This is a genomic window from Amycolatopsis sp. NPDC114505 (assembly GCF_055633615.1).
This window is the reverse complement of the sequence record NZ_JBVKDV010000004.1, coordinates 505,068-531,485: the sequence shown is the minus strand read 5'-3', so window position 1 is coordinate 531,485 and position 26,418 is coordinate 505,068. Positions and strand designations below refer to the sequence as shown.

Here is a 26,418-nt window from a genome sequence, read left to right as displayed (position 1 = left end):
CCTGACCTGTCCGCCGTGGACAGCGTTGTCGCGCCTGTGTTGCCGTGGACGCCGAGCAGTCGCCACAGGAAGGAAGCCGCCCGCCGATGGAGCGTGAGATGACGGGTTTTGCGAGCACTCCGGGCGAGCCGGTCGCCGTGGTCGGGCTGTCTTGCCGCCTCCCGGGCGCGGCCGGGCCCGCCGCCTTCTGGCGGCTGCTGACCGAAGGCCGCAGTGCCATCACCGACGTCCCCGCCGGCCGGTGGGACGCCGCGGCGACCGGGGTCCGCCGAGGCGGGTTCCTCGACGACGTCGACCGCTTCGACGCCGCGTTCTTCGGCATCTCGCCGCGCGAGGCCACCGCGATGGACCCGCAGCAGCGGCTGGTACTGGAGCTCGCGTGGGAGGCCCTGGAACACGCGGGGATCGTGCCCGCGAGCCTCGGCGGAAGCGCCGCGGGCGTGTTCGTCGGCGCGATGTGGGACGACTACGCCGCGCTCGTGCACGCGAGCGACCCCGAAGCGATCACGCACCACACCATCACCGGCGTCCACCGCAGCCTGCTCGGCAACCGCGTCTCCCACCTGCTCGGCGCGCACGGCCCCAGCTTCACCGTCGACTCCGGGCAGTCGTCCTCGCTCGTCGCCGTCCACCTGGCGGTGCAGAGCCTGCGCCGCGGCGAATGCCCGGTCGCGCTGGCGGGCGGGGTCAACCTGATCTTCTCGCCGGGCAACGCCGTCACCACTGCTCGCTTCGGCGGGCTTTCCCCGGACGGCGAGTGCTTCACCTTCGCCGCCCGCGCCAACGGTTTCGTGCGCGGCGAGGGCGGCGGGCTCGTCGTCCTCAAGACGCTCGCGCGCGCCCAGGCCGACGGCGACGAGATCCTCGGCGTCATCCGCGGCACGGCGGTCAACAACGACGGCGCCGGCGACGGCCTGACCGTCCCGGACGCCCGGGCCCAGGCCGCGGTCGTGCGCGGCGCCCACGCCGACGCCGGGATCGAGCCGTCCGCCGTCGGCTACGTCGAGCTGCACGGGACCGGGACCAGGGTCGGCGACCCGATCGAGGCGGCCGCGCTGGGCGAGGTCTTCGCCGCCGGCCGCGCCGAGCCGCTGCCGGTCGGGTCGGTCAAGACGGTCATCGGGCACCTGGAGGGCGCGGCGGGCATCGCCGGGCTGCTCAAGGCGTTGCTCGCGCTGCGCCACGCGACGCTGCCCGCGAGCCTCAACTTCGCGACGCCGAACCCGGCGATCCCGCTGTCAGAGCTGAACCTCCACGTCGTGACGGAGAACGCCGAGTGGTCCGGCCGCCGGATCGCCGGGGTCAGCTCGTTCGGCATGGGCGGGACCAACGCCCACGTCGTGCTGGAGTCGGCCGACCCCGTCGCACCCCGCTCGACGACGGACACCGCGGCGCCGTGGCTGCTCTCGGCCCGCACCGCCGCGGCCCTGCGGGCGCAGGCCACCGCGCTCTTGTCCCATGTGGACGACCACCCGGAACTGTCCCCTGTGGACATCGGGTGGTCGCTGGCGAACCGCCGCACGGCGTTCGAGCACCGCGCGGTCGCCGACAGCCGGGACGCCCTGCGCGCGATCGCGGACGGCATGGGCGTCACCCAGGGCGTCACCGCCACGAGCGACGACCGCGTCGTCTTCGTCTTCCCCGGCCAGGGCGGCCAGTGGGCCGGAATGGCCGCCGAGCTCCTCGAGGGGTCGCCGGTGTTCGCCGCGCGGCTGGCCGAGTGCCGCGACGCGCTCGCGCCGCACCTCGACTGGGACGTCCTCGATGTCCTCCGCCAGGGCACACCTTCGCTCGACCGCACCGACGTCCTGCAGCCGGTGTTCTGGTCGGTCGCGGTGTCCCTGGCCGCCGAGTGGCGGGCGCACGGGGTCGAACCCGCCGCCGTACTCGGGCACAGCCAGGGCGAACTGGCGGCCGCCGTCGTCGCGGGCGCGTTGTCCCTGGACGACGCGGCGCGGATCGTCGCGCTCCGGGCGAAGCTGCTGGCCGAACGGATGGCGGGCAACGGCGGCATGCTGTCGGTCGACCTGCCGGCAGCGGCCGTCACCGAACTCCTCACCGCGTACCCCGGCCGCCTGTCGGTGGGCGCGGTCAACGGCCCGGCGACGACGGCGGTCTCCGGCGACCTCGACGCCCTCGACGAGCTGCAGGCCGAGCTGACCGCGCGCGAGGTGCGCTGCCGCCGGATCGCGATCGCGTACGCGTCGCATTCCGCACAGGCCGAGCCCCTGAAAGACGAGCTGCTACACCTGATCGCCGGAATCCGGCCGCGAGCAGCGCAGATCCCGTTCTACTCCTCGACCGCGGGCGGCCTGCTCGACACGGAACGGCTCGACGCCGGCCACTGGTTCGCGAACCTGCGGCAGCCGGTGCTGTTCGACCCGGCGATCCGAGCCGCCCTGGACACGGGGATCGGCGTGTTCGCCGAGGTAAGCCCCCACCCGGTACTGGTAGGCGGCATCCTGGCAGCGGCGGCCGACCACGACCGCCCAGCCGCGGCGGTCGGAACGCTCCGCCGCGGCGACGGCGGCCCCGCGCGCTTCGCGAGGTCGGTCGCGGAGCTGTGGACCCGAGGCGGCGGCGTCGACTGGACGGCGACGTTCTCCAGCGGCGGCCCGGTCGATCTCCCGACGTACGCCTTCCAGCGCGAGCGCTTCTGGCTCGCCGGCGGCTCCGCCGACACCGCCGACACCGCTGGCTCCGGCGGCTCTGCCGAACCCGCCGACACGACCGACACCGCTAGGTCCAACGGTTTCGCCGGCTTCGCCGACACCGCCGGCTCCAACGACGCCGCTGGCGCCAACAGCTCCGCTGGCTCCATCGGCTCCGCCGACCCCGCCTACCCTGCCGGCTCCAACGGCTCCGCCGCCACCACCGATACCGCGGGCCCCAACGGCTCCGCCGAAACTGTCGGTACCCACCGCTACGCTGGAAACCGGGGGCCGGAGGCACACCCGCAGGACCTCCTCGAGACCGTCCGCGCCCACACGGCCCTGGTCCTCGGCCACCCCGGCCCGGACGCCATCGACCCCGCGGCCACGTTCAAGGACCTCGGCTTCGACTCGATCATCGGCGTCGAGCTCATCACCCGCCTCTCCGCCGCGACCGGCCGGAAACTACCCGCCACCTCGGTCTTCGACCACCCGACCCCCGCCCGCCTGGCCGCGATGCTGCGCGGCGAGCCGTCCGCGCCCTCCCCGGCCGTCGCGGCCCCCGCCGACGAGCCCGTCGCGATCGTCGCGATGAGCTGCCGGTACCCCGGCGGCGTGCGGTCGGCGGACGAGCTGTGGCAGCTCGTCGCCGACGGCCGGGACGTCATCGGTGGCCTGCCCGCCGACCGCGGCTGGGACCTCGACAACCTCTACGACGCCAACCCGGGCAAGGCCGGCAAGTCCTACGCGCGCCACGGCGGCTTCCTCGCCGACGTCGCCGGGTTCGACGCGGACTTCTTCGGCATCTCGCCGCGCGAAGCCCTCGCCATGGACCCGCAGCAGCGGCTGCTGCTGGAGACCACGTGGGAGGCCTTCGAGCACGCGGGCATCGACCCGGCGTCGCTGAAGGGCAGCCGCACCGGTGTCTACGTCGGCGCCACGACGTCCGAGTACGGCCCGCGCCTGTTCGAAGGCGGCGAAGGCTTCGACGGGCACTTGCTCACCGGCACCACCGGCAGCGTCGCGTCGGGCCGGATCGCCTACGTCCTCGGCCTGGAAGGCCCGGCGCTGACCGTCGACACCGCGTGCTCGTCCTCGCTGGTCGCGCTGCACCTCGCCGTGCGCGCGCTGCTCGCGGGGGAGTGCACGCTGGCGGTCGCCGGCGGCGCGGCCGTGCTGGCCAGCCCCGGGATGCTCGTCGAGTTCAGCCGCCAGCGCGGCCTCTCCCGCGACGGTCGCTGCCGCGCCTTCTCGGCCGACGCGGACGGCACGGGCTGGGCCGAGGGCGCCGGCGTCGTGCTGGTCGAGCGCCTGTCCGACGCCCGGCGGCTCGGTCACCCCGTGCTCGCCGTCGTGCGCGGCACGGCGGTCAACTCCGACGGCGCGTCCAACGGCCTGACCGCCCCGAACGGCCCGTCCCAGCAACGCGTGATCCGCGCCGCGCTCGCCGACGCCGGACTCACACCGTCCGAAGTGGACGTCGTCGAGGCCCACGGCACCGGGACCCCGCTCGGCGACCCGATCGAGGCCCAGGCGCTGATCGCCACCTACGGCCAGGACCGCGAACGGCCGCTGCTGCTCGGCTCGCTGAAGTCGAACCTCGGCCACACGCAAGCCGCGGCGGGCATCGGCGGCGTGATCAAGATGGTCCAGGCCCTGCGTCACGGCGTCGTCCCGCGGACCCTGCACGCCGACGAACCCAGCCCGAAGGTGGACTGGTCCGCCGGCGCCGTGACCCTCGCCTCGGCCGAGCAGTCGTGGCCGGAGACCGGCGCACCCCGCCGAGCCGGGGTGTCGTCGTTCGGCATCAGCGGGACCAACGCGCACGTCATCGTCGAACAGGCAACGGAAGCCGTGCCCGTGGTGTCCGAAGAGGACGGACTGGGCGTCTGGGTGCTGTCCGGCCGCACGGAAGCCGCGGTCGCGGACCGGGCGTCGGCGCTGGCCGAGACACCGCACGGCGTCGCCGAAGTCGGCTGGTCCCTCGCGTCGACGCGCACCGCGTTCGAGCACCGGGCCGCTGTGGTCGGCGAACGCGCCGACCTCCTCCAGGGCCTGGACGAGATCGCCGCACGGACCCCGGGAGCCTCCGTGGTCACCGGCGTCACCGGTCCGATCGGACGCACGGTCTTCGTCTTCCCCGGCCAGGGCGCCCAATGGGTCGGCATGGCAGCCGGGCTGCTCGACGAGTCCCCGGTCTTCGCGGACCGGTTCGCCGAGTGTGCGACGGCGCTCGAGTCCTTTGTCGACTGGTCGCCTTTCGACGTCCTCCGCGAAGGCGCGTTGGACCGGGTCGACGTGGTCCAGCCGATGTCGTGGGCGGTCATGGTGTCGCTCGCGGCACTGTGGCAGTCGTACGGGGTCACGCCGGACGCGGTCGTCGGCCACTCCCAGGGTGAGATCGCCGCGGCGGTCGTCGCGGGTGGACTGTCCCTTGAGGATGGTGCCCGTGTGGTCGCGTTGCGCAGCAAGGCGATCGCCGCGGGGCTGGCGGGCAAGGGCGGAATGGCCTCGATCGCGCTGGACGCCGAACGCGTCGAAGCCCTGCTCGACGACCGGATCTCGATCGCGGCGTTCAACAGCCCGTCGTCGACCGTCGTGTGCGGCGATCCCGCCGCCCTGCACGAACTGGTCGCACGCTGCGAGAGTGATGGTGTCCGCGCCCGGGTGATCCCGGTGGACTACGCGTCGCACTCCGCGCACGTGGAGGCGATCGAAGCCGAACTGCGCGAGGTCCTGGCTTCGATCCAACCGCGTACCGGCGACATTCCCTTCTACTCGACCGTGACCGCCGAGCCGGTCGACACCGTGACCCTGGACGCCGGCTATTGGTACCGCAACCTGCGTCAGGCGGTGCGGTTCCGCGACACCGCCGACGTCCTCGCCGAGCGCGGGCACCGGTTCTTCGTCGAGGTCAGCCCGCACCCCGTGCTCGGTGGCGGGCTCCAGGAGACCCTCGAAGAGGCGGCCGTCGTCGGCACGCTGCGCCGCGGCGAAGGCGGCCTCCGCCGGTTCCTGCTGTCCGCGGCCCAGCTGTGGGCGCACGGTCACGACGTCGACTGGTCGGTGCTCTACCCGAGCCGGCGCACCGTGAGCCTGCCGACGTATCCCTTCCAGCGGCAGCGTTTCTGGCTCGAATCGGCGACCAAGTCCGACGACGACAGCGGGTTCTGGACCGCGCTCGACACCCTCGGTCTCGCCGACGACACGCTCTGGCGCGACGCGCGGATCGCGTTGACCCGCTGGCGACACCAAACCGACCTGGACACCTGGCGTCACCGCATCGCCTGGCGCGCGCTGCCCGAGCCGCCCGCCACCCCGCTCACCGGCACCTGGCTCGTGCTCACGCCCACCGCGGGCGCGCTCGCCGGGCTCGATGTCGTCGAGGTGCTCGTCACCGCGGACGACGACCGCACCTCCCTCGCCGAGCGGCTGACCGGACTGACGCCCGACGGCGTCCTCGCGCTGACGACCTCCGACGACCCGATCCACGCCGTCACCAGCGCGGCCGTGCTGGTCCAAGCGCTCGGCGACGCCGGGATCGACGCGCCGCTGTGGTGCCTGACCAGCGGCGCGGTCGCACTCGACACCGACCCCGCGCCGGACCCGGCGCAGGCCGCGGTCTGGGGCCTCGGCCGGGTGGCCGCGCTGGAACACCCCGGCCGCTGGGGCGGGCTGATCGACCTGCCGGAAACGCCGGACGCCGAAACCCTCGAAAAGCTGACCGCCGTGCTGGCCGGGGACGAAGACCAGGTGGCCATCCGGCCGTCCGGGGTGTTCGCCCGCCGGCTGGTCCCCGCGTCGGTCCGCGGCAAGACTCCGGCCCGGACCTGGGGGACCGGCGGCACGGCCCTGGTCACCGGCGGCACGGGTGCGCTGGGCCGGCACCTCGCCCGATGGCTCATCGAGCGCGGCGCCGAGCACGTCGTCCTGACCGGCCGCCGCGACGCGGACGTGGCCGAGCTGGGCACGCGGGTGAGCGTCGTGGTCTGCGACGTCACCGACGCGCTCGCCCTCCGGGAGCTGGTCGACGGCCTCGACGACCTCCGGACCGTCGTCCACGCGGCGGGCGTCGGCACACTCGCGACGCTCGATGACACCGACCCGGCCGCGATCGCCGAGGTCCTGCGGGCCAAGGTGCTCGGCGCGCGGCACCTCGACGGCCTCCTCGGCGACCGCGAGCTGGACGCCTTCGTCCTCTTCTCCTCGATCTCCGGCGTCTGGGGCGTCGCCGACCACGCCGCCTACGCCGCGTCGAACGCCTACCTCGACGCACTAGCCCTGCGCCGCCGGGCGCTCGGCCGGACCGCGCTGTCGATCGCCTGGGGTCCCTGGGCGGGCGGTGGCATGATCGCCGAAACCCTGCACGACGTCCTCGCCCGCCGCGGCGTCCCGGTCATCGAGCCCGAGCTCGCCCTGGCCGGCCTCGGGCAGGCCCTGGACCACGACGAGGCGTTCGTCGCGCTGGCCGAGATCGACTGGCCGGTGTTCGCCGACGTCTTCACCGCCGTCCGGCCGAGCCCGCTGCTCGCCGAGCAGCCCGCGGTCAAGCAGCTCCGCGAACAGTCCCCGGCAACGTCGGGCTGGGGTGATCAGCTCGCCGCGTTCACCGGGCCGGAGCGCGAAAAGTTCGTGTCCACTGTGGTCCGCCGGCAGGTCGCCGCCGCGCTCGGGCACTCGAGCCCGGAGAGCGTCGACGTCCGGCGCGCGTTCAAGGACCTCGGTTTCGACTCGCTCACCGCCGTCGAGCTGCGCAACCGGCTGAGCGCGGCGACCGGGCTGAAACTGCCGAGCACCCTCGTGTTCGACCACCCGACCGCCGCGCTGCTGACCGAGCACCTCCTCGCCGAGGTCGCTCCGGAGTCCACTGTGGACGCCATCCCGGCTACGGTCGCGGCGGCCGATGACGACCCGATCGCCATCGTCGCGATGGGCTGCCGCTTCCCCGGCGGCGTCACCACGCCCGAACAGCTGTGGACATTGCTGACCGACGGCGTCGACGCGATCTCCGGCCTGCCCGCCGACCGTGGCTGGGACCTCGGCTCGCTCTACGACGCCGACGCGAGCCGGCCCGGCACCACCTACGCCCGCCACGGCGGGTTCCTCGCCGACGCCACCCGGTTCGACCCGGCGTTCTTCGGGATCTCGCCGCGCGAAGCCGTCGCGATGGACCCGCAGCAGCGGCTGCTCCTGGAGGTCTGCTGGGAGGTGTTCGAGCGGGCCGGGATCGACCCGGCCGCACTGCAGGGCACCCCGGCCGGCGTGTTCGTCGGCATGACCGACCAGGCGTACGGCTCGGGTGGCACTGAGGGCGAGGACTACCTGGTCACCGGCGCGGTGTCCAGCGTCGCCTCCGGCCGGATCGCCTACGTTATGGGCCTGGAGGGCCCGGCCGTCACGGTTGACACGGCGTGCTCGTCGTCGCTGGTGGCCCTGCACCTCGCGGCGCAGTCGCTGCGCTCCGGCGAGTGCTCGATGGCGCTCGCCGGCGCGTCGATGGTGATGTCGACGCCGAGCCAGTTCCTCGGCTTCAGCCGCCAGCGCGGCCTCGCGCCCGACGGCCGCTGCAAGCCGTTCGCCGCCGCCGCCGACGGGTTCGCCCTCGCCGAGGGCGTCGGCGTCCTGCTGGTCGAGCGGCTGTCCGACGCGCGCCGCCACGGACACCCGGTGCTCGCGGTGCTGCGCGGGTCGGCGATCAACTCCGACGGCGCGTCCAACGGCCTGACCGCCCCGAACGGCGGGTCGCAGCAGCGGGTCATCCGCGCCGCGCTGGCCGGCGCGGGCCTGCGACCGTCCGAAGTGGACGTCGTCGAAGCGCACGGCACCGGGACCCCGCTGGGCGACCCGATCGAAGCCCAGGCGTTGATCGCCGCGTACGGGCCGGACCGCGAACGGCCGTTGCTCGTCGGCTCGCTGAAGTCGAACCTCGGGCACACCCAGACCGCGTCCGGGGTCGCCGGCGTGATCAAGATGGTCGAGGCGATGCGCCACGGGCAGCTGCCGAAGACGCTGCACCTCGACGAACCGACCGCGGAGGTCGACTGGTCTTCCGGCGTGGTCGAGCTGGCGGCCGAGGACCGGGCGTGGCCGGAGACCGGCGCACCGCGGCGCGCGGGCGTGTCGGCGTTCGGCATCAGCGGCACCAACGCGCACGTGATCCTGGAACAGGCGCCCGAAGCGACGCCGGTGGAGGCCTTGCCGGACACCGTCGGTACGTGGGTTCTGTCGGCCCGGTCCGAGGCGGCCGTCCGTGAACAGGCGGCAGCGCTGGCGGAGACCGAGCACGGCGTCGCCGAGGTCGGCTGGTCGCTGGTCAGCACCCGGTCGGCGTTCGAGTACCGGGCCGCGGTCGTCGGCGACCGGGACGAGCTGCGGGCCGGGCTGCGCGAACTGGCCGCGGGCGGCCCCGTGAGCACCGCGACCGCGGGCGAGACCGTCTTCGTCTTCCCCGGCCAGGGTGCGCAGTGGGCGGGCATGGCGGTCGGCCTGCTCGACGAGCCGGTCTTCGCGGCCCGGATCGCGGAGTGCGCCGCCGCGCTCGCCCCGCACGTGGACTGGTCGCTGACCGAGGTCCTGAGCGACGCGGACGCCCTCGAACGGGTCGACGTCGTGCAACCGGCGTCGTGGGCGGTGATGGTGTCCCTGGCGGCGCTCTGGCGCGCGCACGGCGTCGAACCGGACGCGGTCGTCGGGCACTCGCAAGGGGAAATCGCGGCCGCCGTCGTCGCGGGTGGACTGTCCCTCGAGGACGGTGCCAGGGTGGTGGCGCTGCGCAGCAGGGCGATCGCCGCCGGGCTCGCGGGACACGGCGGGATGGCGTGGGTCGCCGCCCCGGAAGCCGAGGTCGCTCCGCTGCTGGAGCCGTACGACGGCCGGATCTGCGTCGCCGCGGTGAACGGCCCCGGCTCGGTCGTCGTCTCCGGTGAGGTCGACGCACTGGACGCGTTCGTGCTCGACGCCGAGGCCCGCGAGCTGCGGGTCCGCCGGATCCCGGTGGACTACGCCTCGCACTCGGCCGCCGTCGAAGCGATCGAGGCCGAGCTGCACGAAGTCCTCGCGCCGGTCCGGCCCCGGACCTCGGCGATCACGTACATCTCCGGCGTCACCGGCACGCCGGTGGACACCGGAGCCCTCGACGCCGGGTACTGGTACCGCAACCTGCGGCAGCCGGTGCGGTTCCACGACGCCACCAAGACGCTCATCGAAGCCGGGCACCGGTTCTTCGTCGAGGTCAGCCCGCACCCGGTACTCGGCGGCGGCATCGAGGAAACCCTCGACGAGACGGACGAGAGTGCCGCCGTCGTCGGCACCCTGCGCCGCAACGCGGGTGACCTCCGCCGGTTCCTGACCTCCCTCTCCCAGCTGTGGGCGCACGGCCACGACGTCGACTGGGCGGTCCTCCACCCGGTCAAGCGCACGGTCTCGCTGCCGACCTACCCGTTCCAGCGTCAGCGGTTCTGGGTCGAACCGAAGGCCGCGGCCCCGGTCGTCCGATCCACTGTGGACGATCTGCGCTACGAGGTCCGGTGGAGCCCCGTGACCACCCCACGGGCCGCCACGCTCGACGCCGGCTGGCTCGCCGTGGTGCCCGCCGGCCACGACTTCCGGGACCTGCTCGGCCCGGACGTGCGGCTGCTCGAAGTGTCCACGGAGGACCGTGAGGAGCTGGCGGAGCTGCTGGCCGTCGAAGCGCCGCCGACCGGCGTCGTCTCCCTGCTGGCGCTGGCCGACGAGCCGCACGCCGCGCACCCCGTGCTCACCGCCGGGCTCGCCGGCAACGTCCTGCTCACCCAGGCGCTGGCCGATGCCGGGATCGCGGCCCCGCTGTGGTTCGCGACCCGCGGTGCCGTCTCGACCGGCCCCGGCGAGCCCCTGGTGAACGCCGCCCAGGCGATGGCCTGGGGTCTCGGCGGGATCCTCGGGCTCGACCACCCCGACCGCTGGGGCGGCCTCGTCGACCTGCCGTCCGTCCCCGACGCCTCGACCGCCGGCCGGTTCGCGGCCGTGCTCACCGGCCGCGACGGCGAGGACCAGGTCGCGCTGCGGCCGTCCGGGCTGTTCGCCCGGCGGCTGGTCCGCGCCGCGGCGTCCCCGCCCGTCCGCTGGCGGCCGCACGGGACAGCGCTGGTCACCGGCGGTACCGGCGCGCTCGGCGGGCAGGTGGCCCGCTGGCTCGCCGCGAACGGCGCCGAGCACCTGGTGCTCGTGAGCCGCCAGGGCGAAGGTGCGCCCGGTGCCACGGAGCTCGCGGGCGAGCTGTCCGCACTCGGCGCCAAGGTGACGGTCGCCGCCTGCGACGTCTCCGACCGCGACGCCCTGCGCGAACTCCTGGAAGAGCTGCCGCCGGTCAACGCCGTGGTCCACACCGCGGGCGCGGTGGACGTCGAACGGCCGATCACCGCCCTCACCCTGGCCGACTTCGCCGAGCTGGCCGAAGCCAAGGTCCGGGGCGCGCGCAACCTCGACGAGCTGTGCGGAGACGTCGACGCGTTCGTCCTGTTCTCCTCCGGCGCCGGGGTCTGGGGCAACGCGGGCCAGGCCGGGTACGCCGCCGCGAACGCCTTCCTGGACGCGCTCGCCCACCAGCGCCGCGACCGCGGGGTCCCGGCGACGTCGATCGCCTGGGGTGCCTGGGCGGGCGGCGGCATGGTCGACGAGAACGTCGGCGCGCAGCTCGAACGGCGTGGCGTCCCGATGATGCGGCCCGAGCTGGCCGTCACCGCGATCCAGCCGTCGGTCGACACCGGTAGCCCGACCGGCGTCGTCGCCGACATCGACTGGGCGAAGTTCACCCCGCTCTACACCGCGTCGCGGCAGCGCCCCCTGCTGCGGGAGCTGCCGGAGGCGCAGCAAGAGTCCCCTGTGGACAGTGACGGCGAGCTGGCGAAGCGGTTGCGGGCGGCGTCGGAAAACGAACGCGAGCGGGTCGTGCTCGACCTGGTCCGCGGCGAGGCCGCCACCGTGCTCGGCTTCCCCGGCCGCGACGCCGTCCGGCCCACGCAGACGTTGAAGGAGCTCGGGTTCGACTCGCTGACCGCGCTCGACCTGCGCAACCGGCTCAGCGCGGCGACCGGGCTGAAGCTTCCCGCCACGCTGGTCTTCGACTACCCGACCCCGGCCGCCGTCGCGAAGCACCTGCTCGAAGGGCTCTTCACCGAGGAGACCGCGGACGACGAGCTGGACCGGATCGAGGCCGCGCTGGCCGCCCTTCCCGCCGAGCTGGTCACCGCGCGGCTGCGGAAGCTGCTGTGGAAGTGGGACGACGCCGGCGAAGACGCCCCAGAAGACGACGGCATCGAACTCGACACGGCGACCGACGACGAGATGTTCGCGGCGATCGACCGAGAACTCGGAATCTCTTGACGTGACCGAAAACCAGGAGCGGACGCAGATGCGCAACGAGGACAAGCTCCGTGACTACCTCAAGCGGGTCACGGCCGATCTGAAGCTGGCCAACCGCCGCCTGCACGACGTCACCGAGCGCCGCGCGGAACCGATCGCCGTGGTGTCGATGAGCTGCCGGTTCCCGGGCGGGGTGACCGACCCCGAGCAGCTCTGGGACCTGCTCGCCGAGGGCCGGGACGCCGTTTCGCCGTGGCCCGCCGACCGCGGCTGGGACCCGGAGCTCTACGACCCCGACCCCGAGCGGATCGGCCGCAGCTACGTGCGCGACGGCTGCTTCCTGACCGATGCCGCGCAGTTCGACCCGGCGTTCTTCGGCATCTCGCCGCGCGAAGCCGTGGCGATGGACCCGCAGCAGCGGCTCCTGCTGGAGACCACCTGGGAGGCCTTCGAACGGGCGAAGCTCGACGCGGCGGCCCTGCGCGGCAGCTCGACCGGCGTGTTCGTCGGGGCCAGCAACCAGGGTTACGCCGGCGGCATGGTCACCGCGCCCGAGGGCCTGGAAGGGCTGCTGCTCACCGGCGGTTCGGCCGCCGTGCTGTCCGGCCGGCTCGCCTACACCTTCGGGCTGGAGGGCCCGGCCGTCACCGTCGACACGATGTGCTCGTCGTCGCTGGTCGCGCTGCACCTGGCGGTTTCCGCGCTGCGCAACGACGAGTGCACGATGGCACTGGCGTGCGGCGCGACCGTGATGGCCAACCCCCGCAACTTCGTCGAGTTCAGCCGCCAGCGCGGCCTCTCCGCCGACGGCCGCTGCCGCGCCTTCTCCGCCGACGCCGACGGCACGGGCTGGGGCGAGGGCGTCGGCGTCGTGCTGCTGGAGCGGCTCTCCGACGCGCGCCGCAACGGCCACCCGGTGCTCGCGGTCATCCGCGGCACCGCGATCAACCAGGACGGCGCGTCCAACGGCCTGACCGCCCCCAACGGGCTTTCCCAGCAGCGCGTGATCGAGGCCGCCCTGGCCAACGCGCGGCTGGCGCCGGAGCAGGTCGACGTCGTCGAGGCGCACGGCACCGGCACCAAGCTGGGCGACCCGATCGAGGCACAGGCCCTGCAGGCGACCTACGGCCGCGACCGCGAACGCCCGCTGCTGCTGGGCACGGTCAAGTCGAACATCGGCCACACCCAGGCGGCCTCCGGGGTCGCCGGCGTGATCAAGATGGTTCTGGCGCTGCGCGCGGGCGTCCTGCCGAAGACGCTGTTCGTCGGCGAGCCGACCCCGCACGTCGACTGGTCCGACGGTGCGGTTTCGCTGCTCACCGAGCAGCAGGAGTGGCCGGAGACGGGCGCGCCGCGCCGGGCCGGGGTGTCCTCGTTCGGCGGCAGCGGCACCAACGCCCACGTCGTGCTGGAAGGCGTCACCGAGGAACCCGCCGACATCGAAGAATCCACTGTGGACACCGCGGTGTGGGTGCTGTCGGGACGGTCCGACGCCGCGCTGAAGGCTCGCGCGGCGGAGCTGGCCGAGCTGACGGACGCCAACCTCGCCGACATCGGCTGGTCCCTGGCCGCCACGCGCTCGGCGTTCGAGCACCGCGCCGCCGTGGTCGGCCGGGACCTGCCCACGCTGCTCGCGGGTGTCCGCGAGATCGCCGAATCCGGCACGGCCGCGGGCGTCGGCGGCGAGGCCCAGGCCGTGGGCGGCACCGTGCTGGTCTTCCCCGGCCAGGGCGCCCAGTGGGCCGGGATGGCCGTCGACCTCCTCGGTGGATCGCCGGTGTTCGCCGCCCGGATGGCCGAGTGCGAATCGGCCCTGGAAGCCTTCGTCGACTGGAAGCTCACCGACGTCCTCGGCGACGCGGCGGCCCTGGAACGCGTCGACGTCGTGCAGCCGGTGTCGTGGGCGGTCATGGTGTCGCTCGCGGCGCTGTGGGCGGCCCATGGCGTCACGCCGGACGCCGTCGTCGGGCACTCGCAAGGTGAGATCGCGGCCGCCGTCGTCGCCGATGCGCTGTCGCTGTCCGACGGCGCGAAGGTCGTCGCGCTGCGCAGCAAGCTGATCGCGGGACGGCTCGCCGGGCTCGGTGCGATGGCGTCGGTCGCCGCGCCCGAAACGCAGGTCGAAGCGCTGCTCGCGGACGGTGTCTCCATCGCGGCCGTCAACGGACCCGCGTCCGTGGTGATCTCCGGCGAGATCGCCGCGGTCGAGGAGCTCCTGGCCCGCGCCGAAGCCGACGGGCTGCGCGTGCGTCGCATCCCGGTGGACTACGCCTCGCACTCCGCCGTCGTCGAAGTCCTCGAAACCGAACTGCTCGAAGCCCTGGCGGACCTCGAACCCCGCGCCCCGCGGGTCACGTTCGTCTCCAGCGTCACCGGTGCGGCCGCCGAGACGCTCGACGCCGCCTACTGGTACCGCAACCTGCGGCAGCGCGTGCGCTTCCAGGACGCCACCCGGACCCTCATCGCCGACGGGCACCGGTTCTTCGTCGAGTCGAGCCCGCACCCCGTCCTCGGCGGCGGCATCCAGGAGACCCTCGACGACGTGCTCGACCCCGGTTCGGCGGCCGTCGTCGGCACGCTCCGGCGCGGCGAAGGCGGCCTGACCAGGTTCTTGACCTCGGTGGCGCACCTGTGGACGCAGGGATGCGACGTCGACTGGTCGGCCGTCCACCCGGCCGCGCGGCCGGTCGCTTTGCCGACATATCCCTTCCAGCGGCAGCGCTACTGGCTCGAGACCCCCGTCGAAGCGGCCACCGAGTCGGATGGGGAGTTCTGGAACGCCGTCGAGGACGGCGCCCTCACCGACGAGCTGGGGGTCACCGCCGAAACGCCGTGGCAGGAGGTGCTGCCCGCGCTCGCGGACTGGCGCCACCGTCGCACCGAACTGTCCACAGTGGATCAGTGGCGCTACCGGATCACCTGGCACCCGATCGCCGAGTCGGTTCCCGCGCTGTCCGGCACCTGGCTGGTCGTGCACGCGCCCGACGTCTGCCTCGACGCACTGGAGAAGGCCGGCGCGACGGTCCGCACCCTGCGCATCGACGAGACCGACGACCGCGCGTCGCTGGCCGAGCGGCTGCGCGGCGAGTCCGACGTCGCCGGGGTGCTGTCCCTGCTCGCGCTCGACGAGAGTGCGCACGCCGCGCACCCGGTGCTGCCGGCCGGTCTCGCGGCGAACCTCCTGCTCTCCCAGGCTCTCGGCGACGCCGGCGTCACCGCGCCGCTGTGGCTCGCGACCCAAGGCACGGCCGTCGTCGTGCCCGGTGACGAGCTGCCGCACCCGGGTCAGGCCACGACCTGGGGCCTCGGCCGCGTCCTCGCTCTCGAGCATCCCGACCGCTGGGGCGGGCTGGTCGACCTGCCGGAGAACCTCGACGAGCAGGCCGCGGCCCGGCTCTGCGCCGTCCTCTCCGGCATCGGCGACGAAGACCAGCTGGCCGTCCGTGAGTCCGGGCTGTACCAGCGTCGTCTGCGCCGCGCGCCGGTCGACGGCACCGCCCCCGAGTGGCGGACGAGTGGCACCGCGCTGATCACCGGCGGCACGGGCGGCCTCGGTGCGCACGTCGCCCGCTGGCTCGTCGGCCGCGGGGCCGAGCACCTCGTGCTCACCAGCCGCCGCGGTCCCGACGCCCCCGGGGCTGCCGAACTGCGCGAAGAACTGACGGCCCTCGGCGTCGAGGTGACCATCGCCGCCTGCGACGTCGCCGACCGCGAGGCGCTGTCGTCGCTGGTCAGCGGCCTGCCGGGCATTCGCACGATCGTCCACACCGCCGGCGTCGGCCTGCTGGCCCCGCTGGCCGACACGACGTTGCCCGAGTTCGAAGAGGGTGCCCGCGCGAAGCTCGCCGGGGCCCGTCATCTCGATGCGCTCTTCGGCGAGGCCGACCTCGACGCGTTCGTCTTGTACTCCTCGGTCGCCGGCGTGTGGGGTAGTGGCGACCACGGCGCGTACGCCGCCGCCAACGCCTTCGTCGACGCCCTCGCCGAGAGCCGCCGCGCCCGCGGGCTGGCCGGCACCTCGGTCGCCTGGGGCATCTGGGCCGGCGACGGCATGGTCTCCGACGTCGTCGCCGACCAGCTCAAGTGGCGCGGGATCCCGTTCATGGCCCCGGAACCGGCCCTGCTCGGGCTCGGTCAGGTGCTCGACCACGACGAGCCGTTCCTGGCCGTCGCCGACATCGACTGGGAGCGGTTCGTCCCGGTCTTCACCGCCGCTCGCCCGCGGCCGCTGCTGTCCGAGGTGCCCGAGGTCGCGGCCGTGCTGGCCGCCGAGTCGGAGGTCACCGAGGAACAGACCGGCGCGGCGGGTGCCTTGCGCGCCAAGCTGTCCGCACTGTCCGAAGTGGACCAGGACCGCGAGCTGCTCGCGCTGGTCCGCAAGCACGCGGCCGCCGTGCTCGGTTACGCGGGGCCGGACGACGTCGACGCCTCGCGCGCGTTCCGCGAGCTGGGCTTCGACTCGCTGACCGCGATCGAGCTGCGCAACCGGCTCACCGCCGCCACCGGCCTCAAGCTGTCCGCCACCCTCGTGTTCGACTACCCGAACGCGACGACCCTCGCCCGGCACGTCCGCACCGAGGTCTTCGGCGATTCCGCCGCCACCGCCGTCGCCGCGCCGGTCACCGCGACCGACGAGCCGCTGGCCATCGTCGGCATGAGCTGCCGGTTCGCCGGCGGCATCGGCAGCCCGCGGCAGCTGTGGGACCTGATGATGGCCGAGGCCGACACCATCGGCGAGTTCCCCGGCGACCGCGGCTGGCACCCCGGCACGCTCTACGACGCCGACCCCGACAGCGCCGGGCACAGCTACACCCGCGCCGGCGGGTTCCTCTACGACGCGGCCGAGTTCGACCCGGGCTTCTTCGGCATCAGCCCGCGCGAAGCCCTCGCGATGGACCCGCAGCAGCGCGTCGTCATGGAAGCCTCGTGGGAGGCGTTCGAAGACGCCGGGCTCGACCAGGCCGCCGTCCGCGGCAGCCGCACCGGCGTGTTCGTCGGCGCCAGCGGCCACGACTACGGCCAGCGGCTGCGGGAAGTCCCCGAAGGCGTCGAAGGCCACCTCGTCACCGGCGGCACGGGCAGCGTCACGTCCGGGCGCGTCGCCTACACCTTCGGGCTCGAAGGCCCGGCGGTCACGATCGACACCGGCTGCTCGTCGTCGCTGGTCGCCCTGCACCTGGCCGGCCAGGCGCTGCGGTCGGGGGAGTGCGACCTCGCGCTCGCCGGCGGCGTCGCCGTGATGTCGACCCCGGCACCGTTCGTCGCGTTCAGCCGCCAGCGCGCGCTGGCCGCCGACGGCCGGAGCAAGCCGTTCTCCGCCGAGGCCGACGGTATGGGCCTGGCCGAGGGCGTCGGCATGCTGCTCGTCGAGCGGCTTTCCGACGCGAAGCGCAAGGGCCACCGCGTCCTGGCCGTGGTCCGCGGCACCGCCACCAACCAGGACGGCGCGTCCAATGGCCTCACCGCTCCGAACGGCCCCTCGCAGCAGCGCGTGATCCTCTCCGCCCTCGCCGCGGCCGGCCTCGAACCGTCCGAAGTGGACGCCGTCGAGGCACACGGCACCGGCACCACGCTGGGCGACCCGATCGAGGCCCAGGCCCTGATGGCCACCTACGGCCGCGACCGCGAAGCGCCGTTGTGGCTCGGCTCGGTCAAGTCGAACATCGGGCACAGCCAGGCCGCCGCGGGCGCCGCGGGCATCATCAAGATGGTGCTGGCCATGCGGCACGGCGTCCTGCCGCGCTCGCTGCACTCGGAACACCCGTCGCCGCACGTCGACTGGTCCGCCGGTTCGCTCGAACTGCTCACCGCGGCCACGCCGTGGCCGGACAAGCCGGGACCGCGCCGCGTCGGCGTGTCCTCGTTCGGCGTCGGCGGCACCAACGCCCACGTCGTGCTCGAACACGACCCCGCGCCCGAGCCGGAAACCGTGCGCGAGCCGGTGGCCGGGCCGGTGCCGTGGGTGCTTTCGGCCCGCTCGGCGGCCGGCGTCGCCGCGCAGGCGGAAAAGCTGGCGGCGTTCGGCCCCGCGGACATCGCCGACACCGGCTGGTCCCTGGCCTCGACACGGACCGCGTTCGAGCACCGGGCCGTCGTGCTCGGCGACGACCGCGAAGAGCTGCTGGCCGGCTTGCACGCCCTGTCCACCGGGACGCCGAGTGCGTCCGTGGTGACCGGCGTGGCCTCCGCGGCGGGCCGGACGGTGTTCGTCTTCCCGGGCCAAGGCGCGCAGTGGGCCGGGATGGCCGTGGAGCTGCTGGATTCGTCGCCGGTGTTCGCCGAGCGGTTCGCGGAGTGCGCGGCGGCGCTGGAGTCCTTTGTCGACTGGTCGCCGTTCTCCGAACTGCGCGACGGGTCGTTGGACCGGGTCGATGTCGTGCAGCCCCTGTCGTGGGCGGTGATGGTCTCCCTCGCCGCGCTCTGGCGGTCGCACGGTGTCGAGCCGGACGCCGTCGTCGGGCACTCCCAGGGTGAGATCGCCGCCGCGGTGGTCGCGGGTGGACTGTCGCTGATGGACGGTGCCCGGGTGGTCGCGTTGCGCAGCAAGGCGATCGCGGCGGGACTCGCGGGCCGGGGCGGGATGGCGTCGATCGCGTTGGACGCGTCTCGCCTGGCCGCCCTGCTCGACGACCGGATTTCGATCGCGGCCTTCAACAGCCCGGCTTCGACGGTGGTCTGCGGTGACCCGGCGGCGTTGGAAGCCCTGGTCGCGCGCTGCGTGGCCGACGGCGTCCGTGCTCGCGTGATCCCGGTGGACTACGCGTCGCACTCGGTGCACGTGGAAGCGATCGAGGGCGAACTGCGTGCCGTCCTGGCCACGGTCGAGCCGCGGACCGGCGACGTCCCGTTCTACTCGACGGTGACCGCCGAGCCGATCGACACGGCGACCCTCGACGCCGGCTACTGGTACCGCAACCTGCGTCAGCCGGTCCTGTTCACCCAGACCATCGAGGCGCTGGCGGCGCGCGAGCACGCCGTCTTCGTCGAGGTCAGCCCGCACCCGGTCGTCACGTCGGCGATCGCCGAAGCCGTCCCGGACGCCGTCGCCACCGGCACGCTCCGGCGTCACGAGGGCGGCCTGACGCGCTTCCGCACGTCGCTGGCCGAACTGCACGTCCGCGGCGTCGACGTCGACTGGGCGCCGGTCTTCCCGGGCGCCGCGACGATCCCGCTGCCCACCTACGCCTTCCAGCACCAGCGTTACTGGCTGGACGTCCCCGCCGCCACCGACCCGCTGGACGACGCGTTCTGGGCCGCCGTGGAGCAGTCCGACTTCGGGGCACTCGCCGCCTGGCGCGCGAAGCGGCACGCCGGGTCCACTGTGGACAGCTGGCGGTACCGGGTCGAGTGGACGCCGCTCACCGTCGCGACCGACACCACCGTGGCGGGCTGGCTCGTCGTCGGACCCGACCCGCACGGCCTCGCCGATGGCCTCGGTGCGCGGCCGCTGGAGCTACCGTCCGAAGTGGACCGTGAGCGGTGGGCCGAGCTGCTTCGCGAGGCGGGACCGTTCCAGGGCGTGCTCTCCCTGCTCGACGGTCTCGTCCCGAACCTGACGCTGCTGCACGCCCTCGGCGACGCCGGCAGCGACGCGCCGCTCTGGTGGGCCACCAGCGGCGCGGTCAGCACCGGCGCCACCGACCCGATCCGCGCCACCGAGCAGGCCCTGACCTGGGGCTTCGGCCGGATCGCGGCCATGGAGTACCCGCAGCGCTTCGGCGGCCTCGTCGACCTCCCGGCCGACCTCGACGCCCGCGTCGTCGCCCGGCTCGCCGCCGTACTCGGGTCGCCCGGCGAGGACCAGGTCGCCGTCCGCGCGTCCGGCGTCTTCGGCCGCCGGCTCGTCCGGGCGGAACCGGCCCGCGGCACGACGACGCCGTGGCAGCCGTCCGGCACCGTGCTGCTCACCGGCGGCACCGGCGGGATCGGCGCGCACCTCGCCCGCTGGCTCGCCGGCGCCGGAGCCGAGCGCCTGGTCCTCACCAGCCGGCGCGGCCGGGACCTCCCCGAGCTGACCGCCGAACTGGCGGACCTCGGCACCGAGCTGATCGTCGCGGCCTGCGACGTCGCCGACCGCGCCCAGCTGGCCGAGCTCCTCGCCGGCCTGCCGGACCTGACCGCGGTGGTGCACGCCGCCGCCGTCTTGGACGACGGCGTCCTCGACGGCCTCACCGCCGAGCGGATCGCGAACGTGGTGCGGCCCAAGGCCGACGCCGCCCGGCACCTGCACGAACTGACCGCGAACCGCGACCTTTCGGCGTTCGTCCTGTTCTCCTCGCTCGCGGGCACGCTCGGCGGGCCGGGCCAGGCGAGCTACGCCGCGGCCAACACCTACCTCGACGCGCTCGCCCGCGAGCGCCGCGCCGCGGGCCTGCCCGCGACCGCGGTGGCGTGGGGCGCGTGGAGCGGCGGCCGGGGCGAGGGCCTGGCCGCGCAAGGCCTGCCCGCGATGGCGCCCGAGCTGGCGATCCACGCGCTGCAGCAGGCGCTGGACTCCGGCGAGACCGTGCTCGCGGTCGCCGACATCCGCTGGGACCGCTACCGCAAGACCCTCGCCCAGGGCCGGCCGAGCGCCGCGCTGCTGGGCATCCCCGAAGCCACCGCGCGGGAAACCGAGGCCGTCGAAGCCGGCTGGGCCGAGCGCCTGACCGGGCTCGGCGAGGACGAGCAGCACCGGCTGGTCCTCGAGCTGATCCAGGCCCAGGCGGCGGTGGCGCTCGGCTACCCCGGCCCCGAGTCGATCGAGCCGGACCGCGCCTTCCGCGACCTCGGCTTCGACTCGCTCACCGCCGTCGACCTGCGCAACCGGCTCGGCGAGGTCACCGGCCTGCGGCTGCCGGTCACGCTGGTCTTCGACCACCCGACCGCCGTCGCGCTCGCCGCGCACGTCCGGCGCGAGCTGGTGGGTGACGTAGACGACACCGTGACCGAAACCGCCGCCCCGGTGACCGCGGTCGCCGACGAGCCGATCGCCATCGTCGCGATGTCCTGCCGCTACCCCGGTGGCGTCACCGATCCCGACGCGCTGTGGCGGCTCGTCGCCGACGGCGTCGACGCGGTCGGGGAGTTCCCGGCCGACCGCGGCTGGGACGTCGAAGGGCTCTTCGACGCCGATCCGGACAAGCCCGGCACCTTCTACACGCGCGGCGGCGGCTTCCTGCACGACGCGGCGGAGTTCGACCCGGCCTTCTTCGGGATCGCGCCGCGCGAGGCACCCGCGATCGACCCGCAGCAGCGGCTGCTGCTGGAGACGTCGTGGGAGGCCGTCGAGCGCGCCGGCATCGACCCGGCGCTGCTGCGCGGCAGCCGGACCGGCGTGTTCGTCGGCTCCAACTACCACGACTACGGCGCCCGCGTGCGGCACGCGCCCGGCGAGTTCGAGGGGCACCTGGCGACCGGCAGCGCGGGCAGTGTCGCGTCCGGCCGGATCGCCTACACCTTCGGGTTCGAGGGCCCTGCGGTCACGGTCGACACGGCGTGCTCGTCGTCGCTGGTGGCGCTGCACTGGGCGGTCAAGGCCCTGCGGTCGGGCGAGTGCGACCTCGCGCTGGCCGGCGGCGTCACGGTGATCTCGTCGGTCGACACGTTCGTCGAGTTCAGCCGGCAGCGCGCGCTGTCGCCGGACGGCCGGTGCCGCGCGTTCTCCGCGGACGCCGACGGCGCGGGCTGGGCCGAGGGCGTCGGCATGGTGCTGGTGGAACGGCTGTCCGACGCACGACGGCGCGGGCACCCGGTGCTGGCGGTCGTGCGGGGCAGCGCGGTCAACCAGGACGGCGCGTCCAACGGCATGACCGCGCCGAGCGGGCCCGCGCAGCAGCGGGTGATCCGCGCGGCACTGGCCGACGCGGCCCTCACACCGTCCGATGTGGACGCCGTCGAGGCGCACGGGACGGGCACCACGCTGGGCGACCCGATCGAAGCGCAGGCGCTCATCGCCACCTACGGCCAGGACCGCGAACGTCCTTTGTGGCTGGGTTCGGTGAAGTCCAACATCGGGCACACCCAGGCCGCGTCCGGTATCGCGGGCGTGATCAAGATGGTGCAGGCGCTGCGCAACGGCGTCCTGCCGCGGACGCTGCACGCCGAGACGCCGTCGCCGCACATCGACTGGTCCGCCGGGCAGGTGCGGCTGCTGTCCGAGCCGGTCGAATGGGCCGCGAACGGCCACCCGCGCCGCGCGGCGGTGTCCTCGTTCGGCGTCAGCGGCACCAACGTGCACACGATCATCGAGGAGGCTCCCTCGTCCGAGCCGGTCGCGGAAGTCGTTACGCCGCAGCGGTTCAGCGTCTGGCCGGTGTCGGCGCGGTCCGAAGCCGCCCTGCGTGGCCAGGCCCAGCGCCTGCTGGCGGCGACCGAGTCCGAAGTGGACGCGGCCGACGTCGCCCGTTCCCTGTCCGCCCGCGCGAAGTTCGGGCACCGCGCGGTGGTCGTCGGCGAGAGCCTCGGCGAACTGCGTGACGGACTGGCCGCGCTGGCGGATCGGCCCGGTGTGCACACCGCGCGCACCGGCCGGACGGCGTTCCTGTTCACCGGCCAGGGCGCGCAACGGCTCGGCATGGGCCGCGAGCTGTACGAGCGGTTCCCGGCTTTCGCCGACGCCTTCGACGCGGTGTGCGCGCACTTCGACCTGCCGCTGCTCGACGTCGTCTTCGGGGAGGACGCCGCCCGGCTCGACCGCACCGGCTTCACCCAGCCCGCCTTGTTCGCCCTCGAAGTGGCGTTGTTCCGGCTCCTGGAAACCTGGGCAGTCCACGCGGACTTCCTCGCCGGGCACTCGATCGGTGAGCTGGCCGCCGCCCATGTCGCCGGGGTGCTGTCCCTGGCCGACGCGGCGAAGCTGGTCGCCGCCCGCGGCCGACTGATGGAAGCCCTGCCTTCGGACGGGGCCATGGTGGCGATCGCCGCCGCCGAGGACGAGGTTGTCCCGCTGCTCGACGAGCGGGTGTCCCTGGCCGCGGTGAACGGACCCGAAGCCGTCGTCGTCTCGGGGGAGACCGAAGCCGTGCTGGCGCTCAAGGAGCACTTCACGGCGCTGGGCCGCAAGACCAAGCGCCTGCACGTCTCGCACGCGTTCCACTCACCGCTGATGGACCCGATGCTCGCCGAGTTCGCCGCGGTCGCGGAGGAACTGGCCTATCACCAGCCGCGGATCCCGGTCGTGGCGACCGGCGACGTCGCCACGCCGGGGTACTGGGTGCGGCACGTGCGCGAGGCCGTCCGGTTCGCCGACGGCATCCGCGGGCTGGTCGCGGAAGGCGTCACCCGGTTCGTCGAGCTGGGCCCGGACGCGGTGCTCGCCGCGCTCGTCCCGGACGGCGCCGGCCCGGCCGAGCTGAGCGTGGGTGCCTTGCTGCGCAAGGGACACGACGAAGAACGGTCCCTGCTCACCGCGCTCGCCGGGCTGCACACCGCCGGCGCCGACGTCGACTGGGCCGCGGTGCTCGCCGGGGGCGGGCACGTCGAACTGCCGACGTACGCGTTCCAGCGGGAGCGGTACTGGCTGGACGTCCCGGCCGTGGCCGGCGACGTCACCGGCGCCGGGCTCAGCGAACCGGACCACCCGCTGCTGGGCGCGGCGGTGTCGCTGGCCGGTTCGGACGGCGCGCTGTTCACGAGCCTGCTGTCGGCGACCAGCCACCCGCTGCTGGCCCAGCACGTCGTGCTCGGCAGCGTGCTGCTGCCGGGGACGGCGTTCATGGAACTGGCCGTGCACGCGGCGGACAAGGTCGGCTGCGAACGCGTCGACGAGCTGACCCTCGCCGCCCCGCTGGTGCTGCCGGAGACCGGCGGCGTCCGGCTGCAGGTCGCCGTCGGCGGGCCGGACCGGTTCGGCACCCGCTCGATCGACATCTATTCCCGTCCCGGCGAGGCCATGGAGGACGAGCCGTGGACCACGCACGCCAGCGGCACCCTCGCCGCGGCGGCGGCCCCCGCGGCCGGTGACCTGACCGGGGCGTGGCCGCCGGCCGGCGCCGAGCCGATCGACCTCGACGGGCTCTACGACCGCATCGCGGCCAACGGGTTCGCCTACGGGCCCGCGTTCCAGGGCCTGCACCGCGCGTGGCGCGCCGGCGACGAGATCTTCGCCGAAGTCGACCTGCCCGCGGAGGAACGGGCGGAAGCCGAACGCTTCGGCCTGCACCCGGCGCTGCTGGACGCGGCCCTGCACACCGTCGCCCTGCGCGACGAAAGCCGTGCGGTCCTGCCGTTCACTTGGTCCGGCGTGACCCTGCACGCCGGCGGTGCGTCGGCGCTGCGGGTGCGCGTCACCGGGCAGGGCGACGACACGGTGGCCTTGGCGGTCGCCGACCAGGACGGCCTGCCGGTGGCCACGATCGGTTCGCTGACGCTGCGGCCGGTCTCGGCCGAGCAGCTCGACGTCGCGCGGTCGGCGTACCACGAGTCGCTGTTCCGGGTGGGCTGGGTGATGGCCCCGATCACCCCGGTCAGCCACTCGGCGGCCGAACGCTGGGCGGTCGTCGGCCACGACGTCGGCGTCCGCGTCACCAAGGCCCTCGGCACCGCAGGTGTCCCGGTGGAGTCCTACCCGGACTTCGACGCGCTCGGCGCGGCCGTGGCGGCGGGTGCCCCGGTGCCCGAGGTGGTCGTGATGACCAGTGGCCCGCAGCACGACGAGGACGTCGCGCGCGCCGTCCGGACCGCCACCCACGGCGCGCTGGAGCAGGTGCAGGAGTGGCTGGCGAGCGAGCGGTTCGCCGGTTCGCGGCTGGTGTTCGTCACCCGGGGCGCGATCGCGACGCGGGTCGGCGAAGGCATCACCGACCTCGCGACGGCGGCGGTCGTCGGCCTGGTCCGCTCGGCGCAGTCGGAGAACCCCGGCCGGTTCGTGCTGGTCGACCTCGACGACCGCGAAGTCTCCTACGCGGCGCTCCCGTCCGCGGTGGCGTGCGGCGAGCCGCACGTCGCGGTCCGGATCGGCGCGATCCAGGTGCCCCGCCTCGCCCGGGTCCCGGCCACCGCCCCGGCCCCGGTCCCCGAGTGGGACCCCGAGGGCACGGTGCTGATCACCGGCGCCACCGGGACGCTCGGCACGCTGGTCGCCCGGCACCTGGTGACCGCCAGGGGCGCGCGCAGGCTGGTGCTGACCAGCCGGCGCGGGCCGGCCGCGGAAGGCGCTCGTGAGCTGGTCGAAGAGCTGACGGCGTGGGGTGCGGACGTCACCATGGCCGCCTGCGACGTGGCCGACCGGGACTCGCTGGCCGCGCTGCTCGCGTCGGTGCCCGCGGAGCACCCGCTGACCGCGGTGGTGCACACGGCGGGCGTCCTCGACGACGGCGTCGTGTCGGCGCTGACGACCCGCCAGTTGGACACGGCACTGCGGCCCAAGGTCGACGCGGCCTGGCACCTGCACGAGCTGACGGCCGGGATGAACCTGGCCGGGTTCGTGGTGTTCTCGTCGCTCGCCGGTACATTCGGTGGCACGGGCCAGGCGAACTACGCGGCGGCCAACGCGTTCCTCGACGCGCTGGCGCACGTGCGCCGGGCGCAGGGGCTGCCGGGGCTGTCGCTGGCGTGGGGCCTCTGGGCCGAGCGCAGCGGCATGACGGGGAAGCTCGGCGAGGCGGACCTGTCGCGGCTGGCCCGCGGCGGCGTCGAGCCGATGCCGTCGGAGGAGGGGCTGGACCTGTTCGACGTGGCCTGCACCCTCGACGAGGCGGTCCTGCTGCCGGTCCGGCTGGTGGTGGAGGCGATGCGCGACCGCGTCGGCGAGGACGCGATCCCGGTGATCCTCCGCAGCCTGATCCGCACCCCGGTGAGGCGAGCGGTCCGCGCGACGACGGCCCCGGCCGACCCGGCGGACAGCCTGACCCACCGGCTGGCGGGAATGTCGGAGGCGGAACGCGACGGAGCGTTGCTGGACCTGGTCCGCACCCACGCGGCAACGGTCCTGGGCTACGCGGGCCCGGACGCGATCGAGCCGGACCGAGGGTTCTTGGAGCTGGGCTTCGACTCACTGAGCGCGGTCGAGCTGCGGAATCTGCTGGGCGCGGCAACGGGGTTGAGGCTGCCGGCGACGTTGCTGTTCGACTACCCGTCGACAACGGTCCTGGTGGAGTACTTGAGGTCCGAGCTGGTCCCGGACGTCCCGGCGGCGATCCTCCCCGCTTTGGCCGAGTTGGACCGGGTGGAGTTCGCGCTGCCGGAGCTGCTGGCGGATTCTTCGGCCCGGGCGACTCTCGGCACCCGCCTGCAGGAGCTGCTGGCGAGGGTGAACGGTGCTTCGACCACGGTCACGGCGGTGGAGGAGAAGCTGGAGTCGGCAACGGACGACGAGATGTTCGCCCTGATCGACGACCTCGACCTCGACTGAGCCGGTCTGCCGCGGCTGGTCGTGAGTGGGAAACAGTGTTCTAACCCTGTTTCCCACTCACGACCCCGCCGAGGGCAGCGAAGTCTAGGGATT

2 protein-coding genes are annotated in these 26,418 nt (G+C 74.2%); both read left to right on the top strand.

The window, feature by feature from the left end; translation table 11 throughout:
- Positions 1-98 precede the first annotated feature (98 nt).
- Entirely contained in the window at positions 99-12,014 is an 11,916-nt protein-coding gene (locus tag ACZ7OU_RS40370) for a type I polyketide synthase (RefSeq protein WP_470259316.1), read from the top strand.
- 28 nt (positions 12,015-12,042) lie between these two features.
- Complete coding sequence (locus tag ACZ7OU_RS40365) at positions 12,043-26,325, top strand: type I polyketide synthase (protein ID WP_470259681.1); 14,283 nt, start codon at positions 12,043-12,045, stop codon at positions 26,323-26,325.
- Positions 26,326-26,418: the final 93 nt, after the last annotated feature.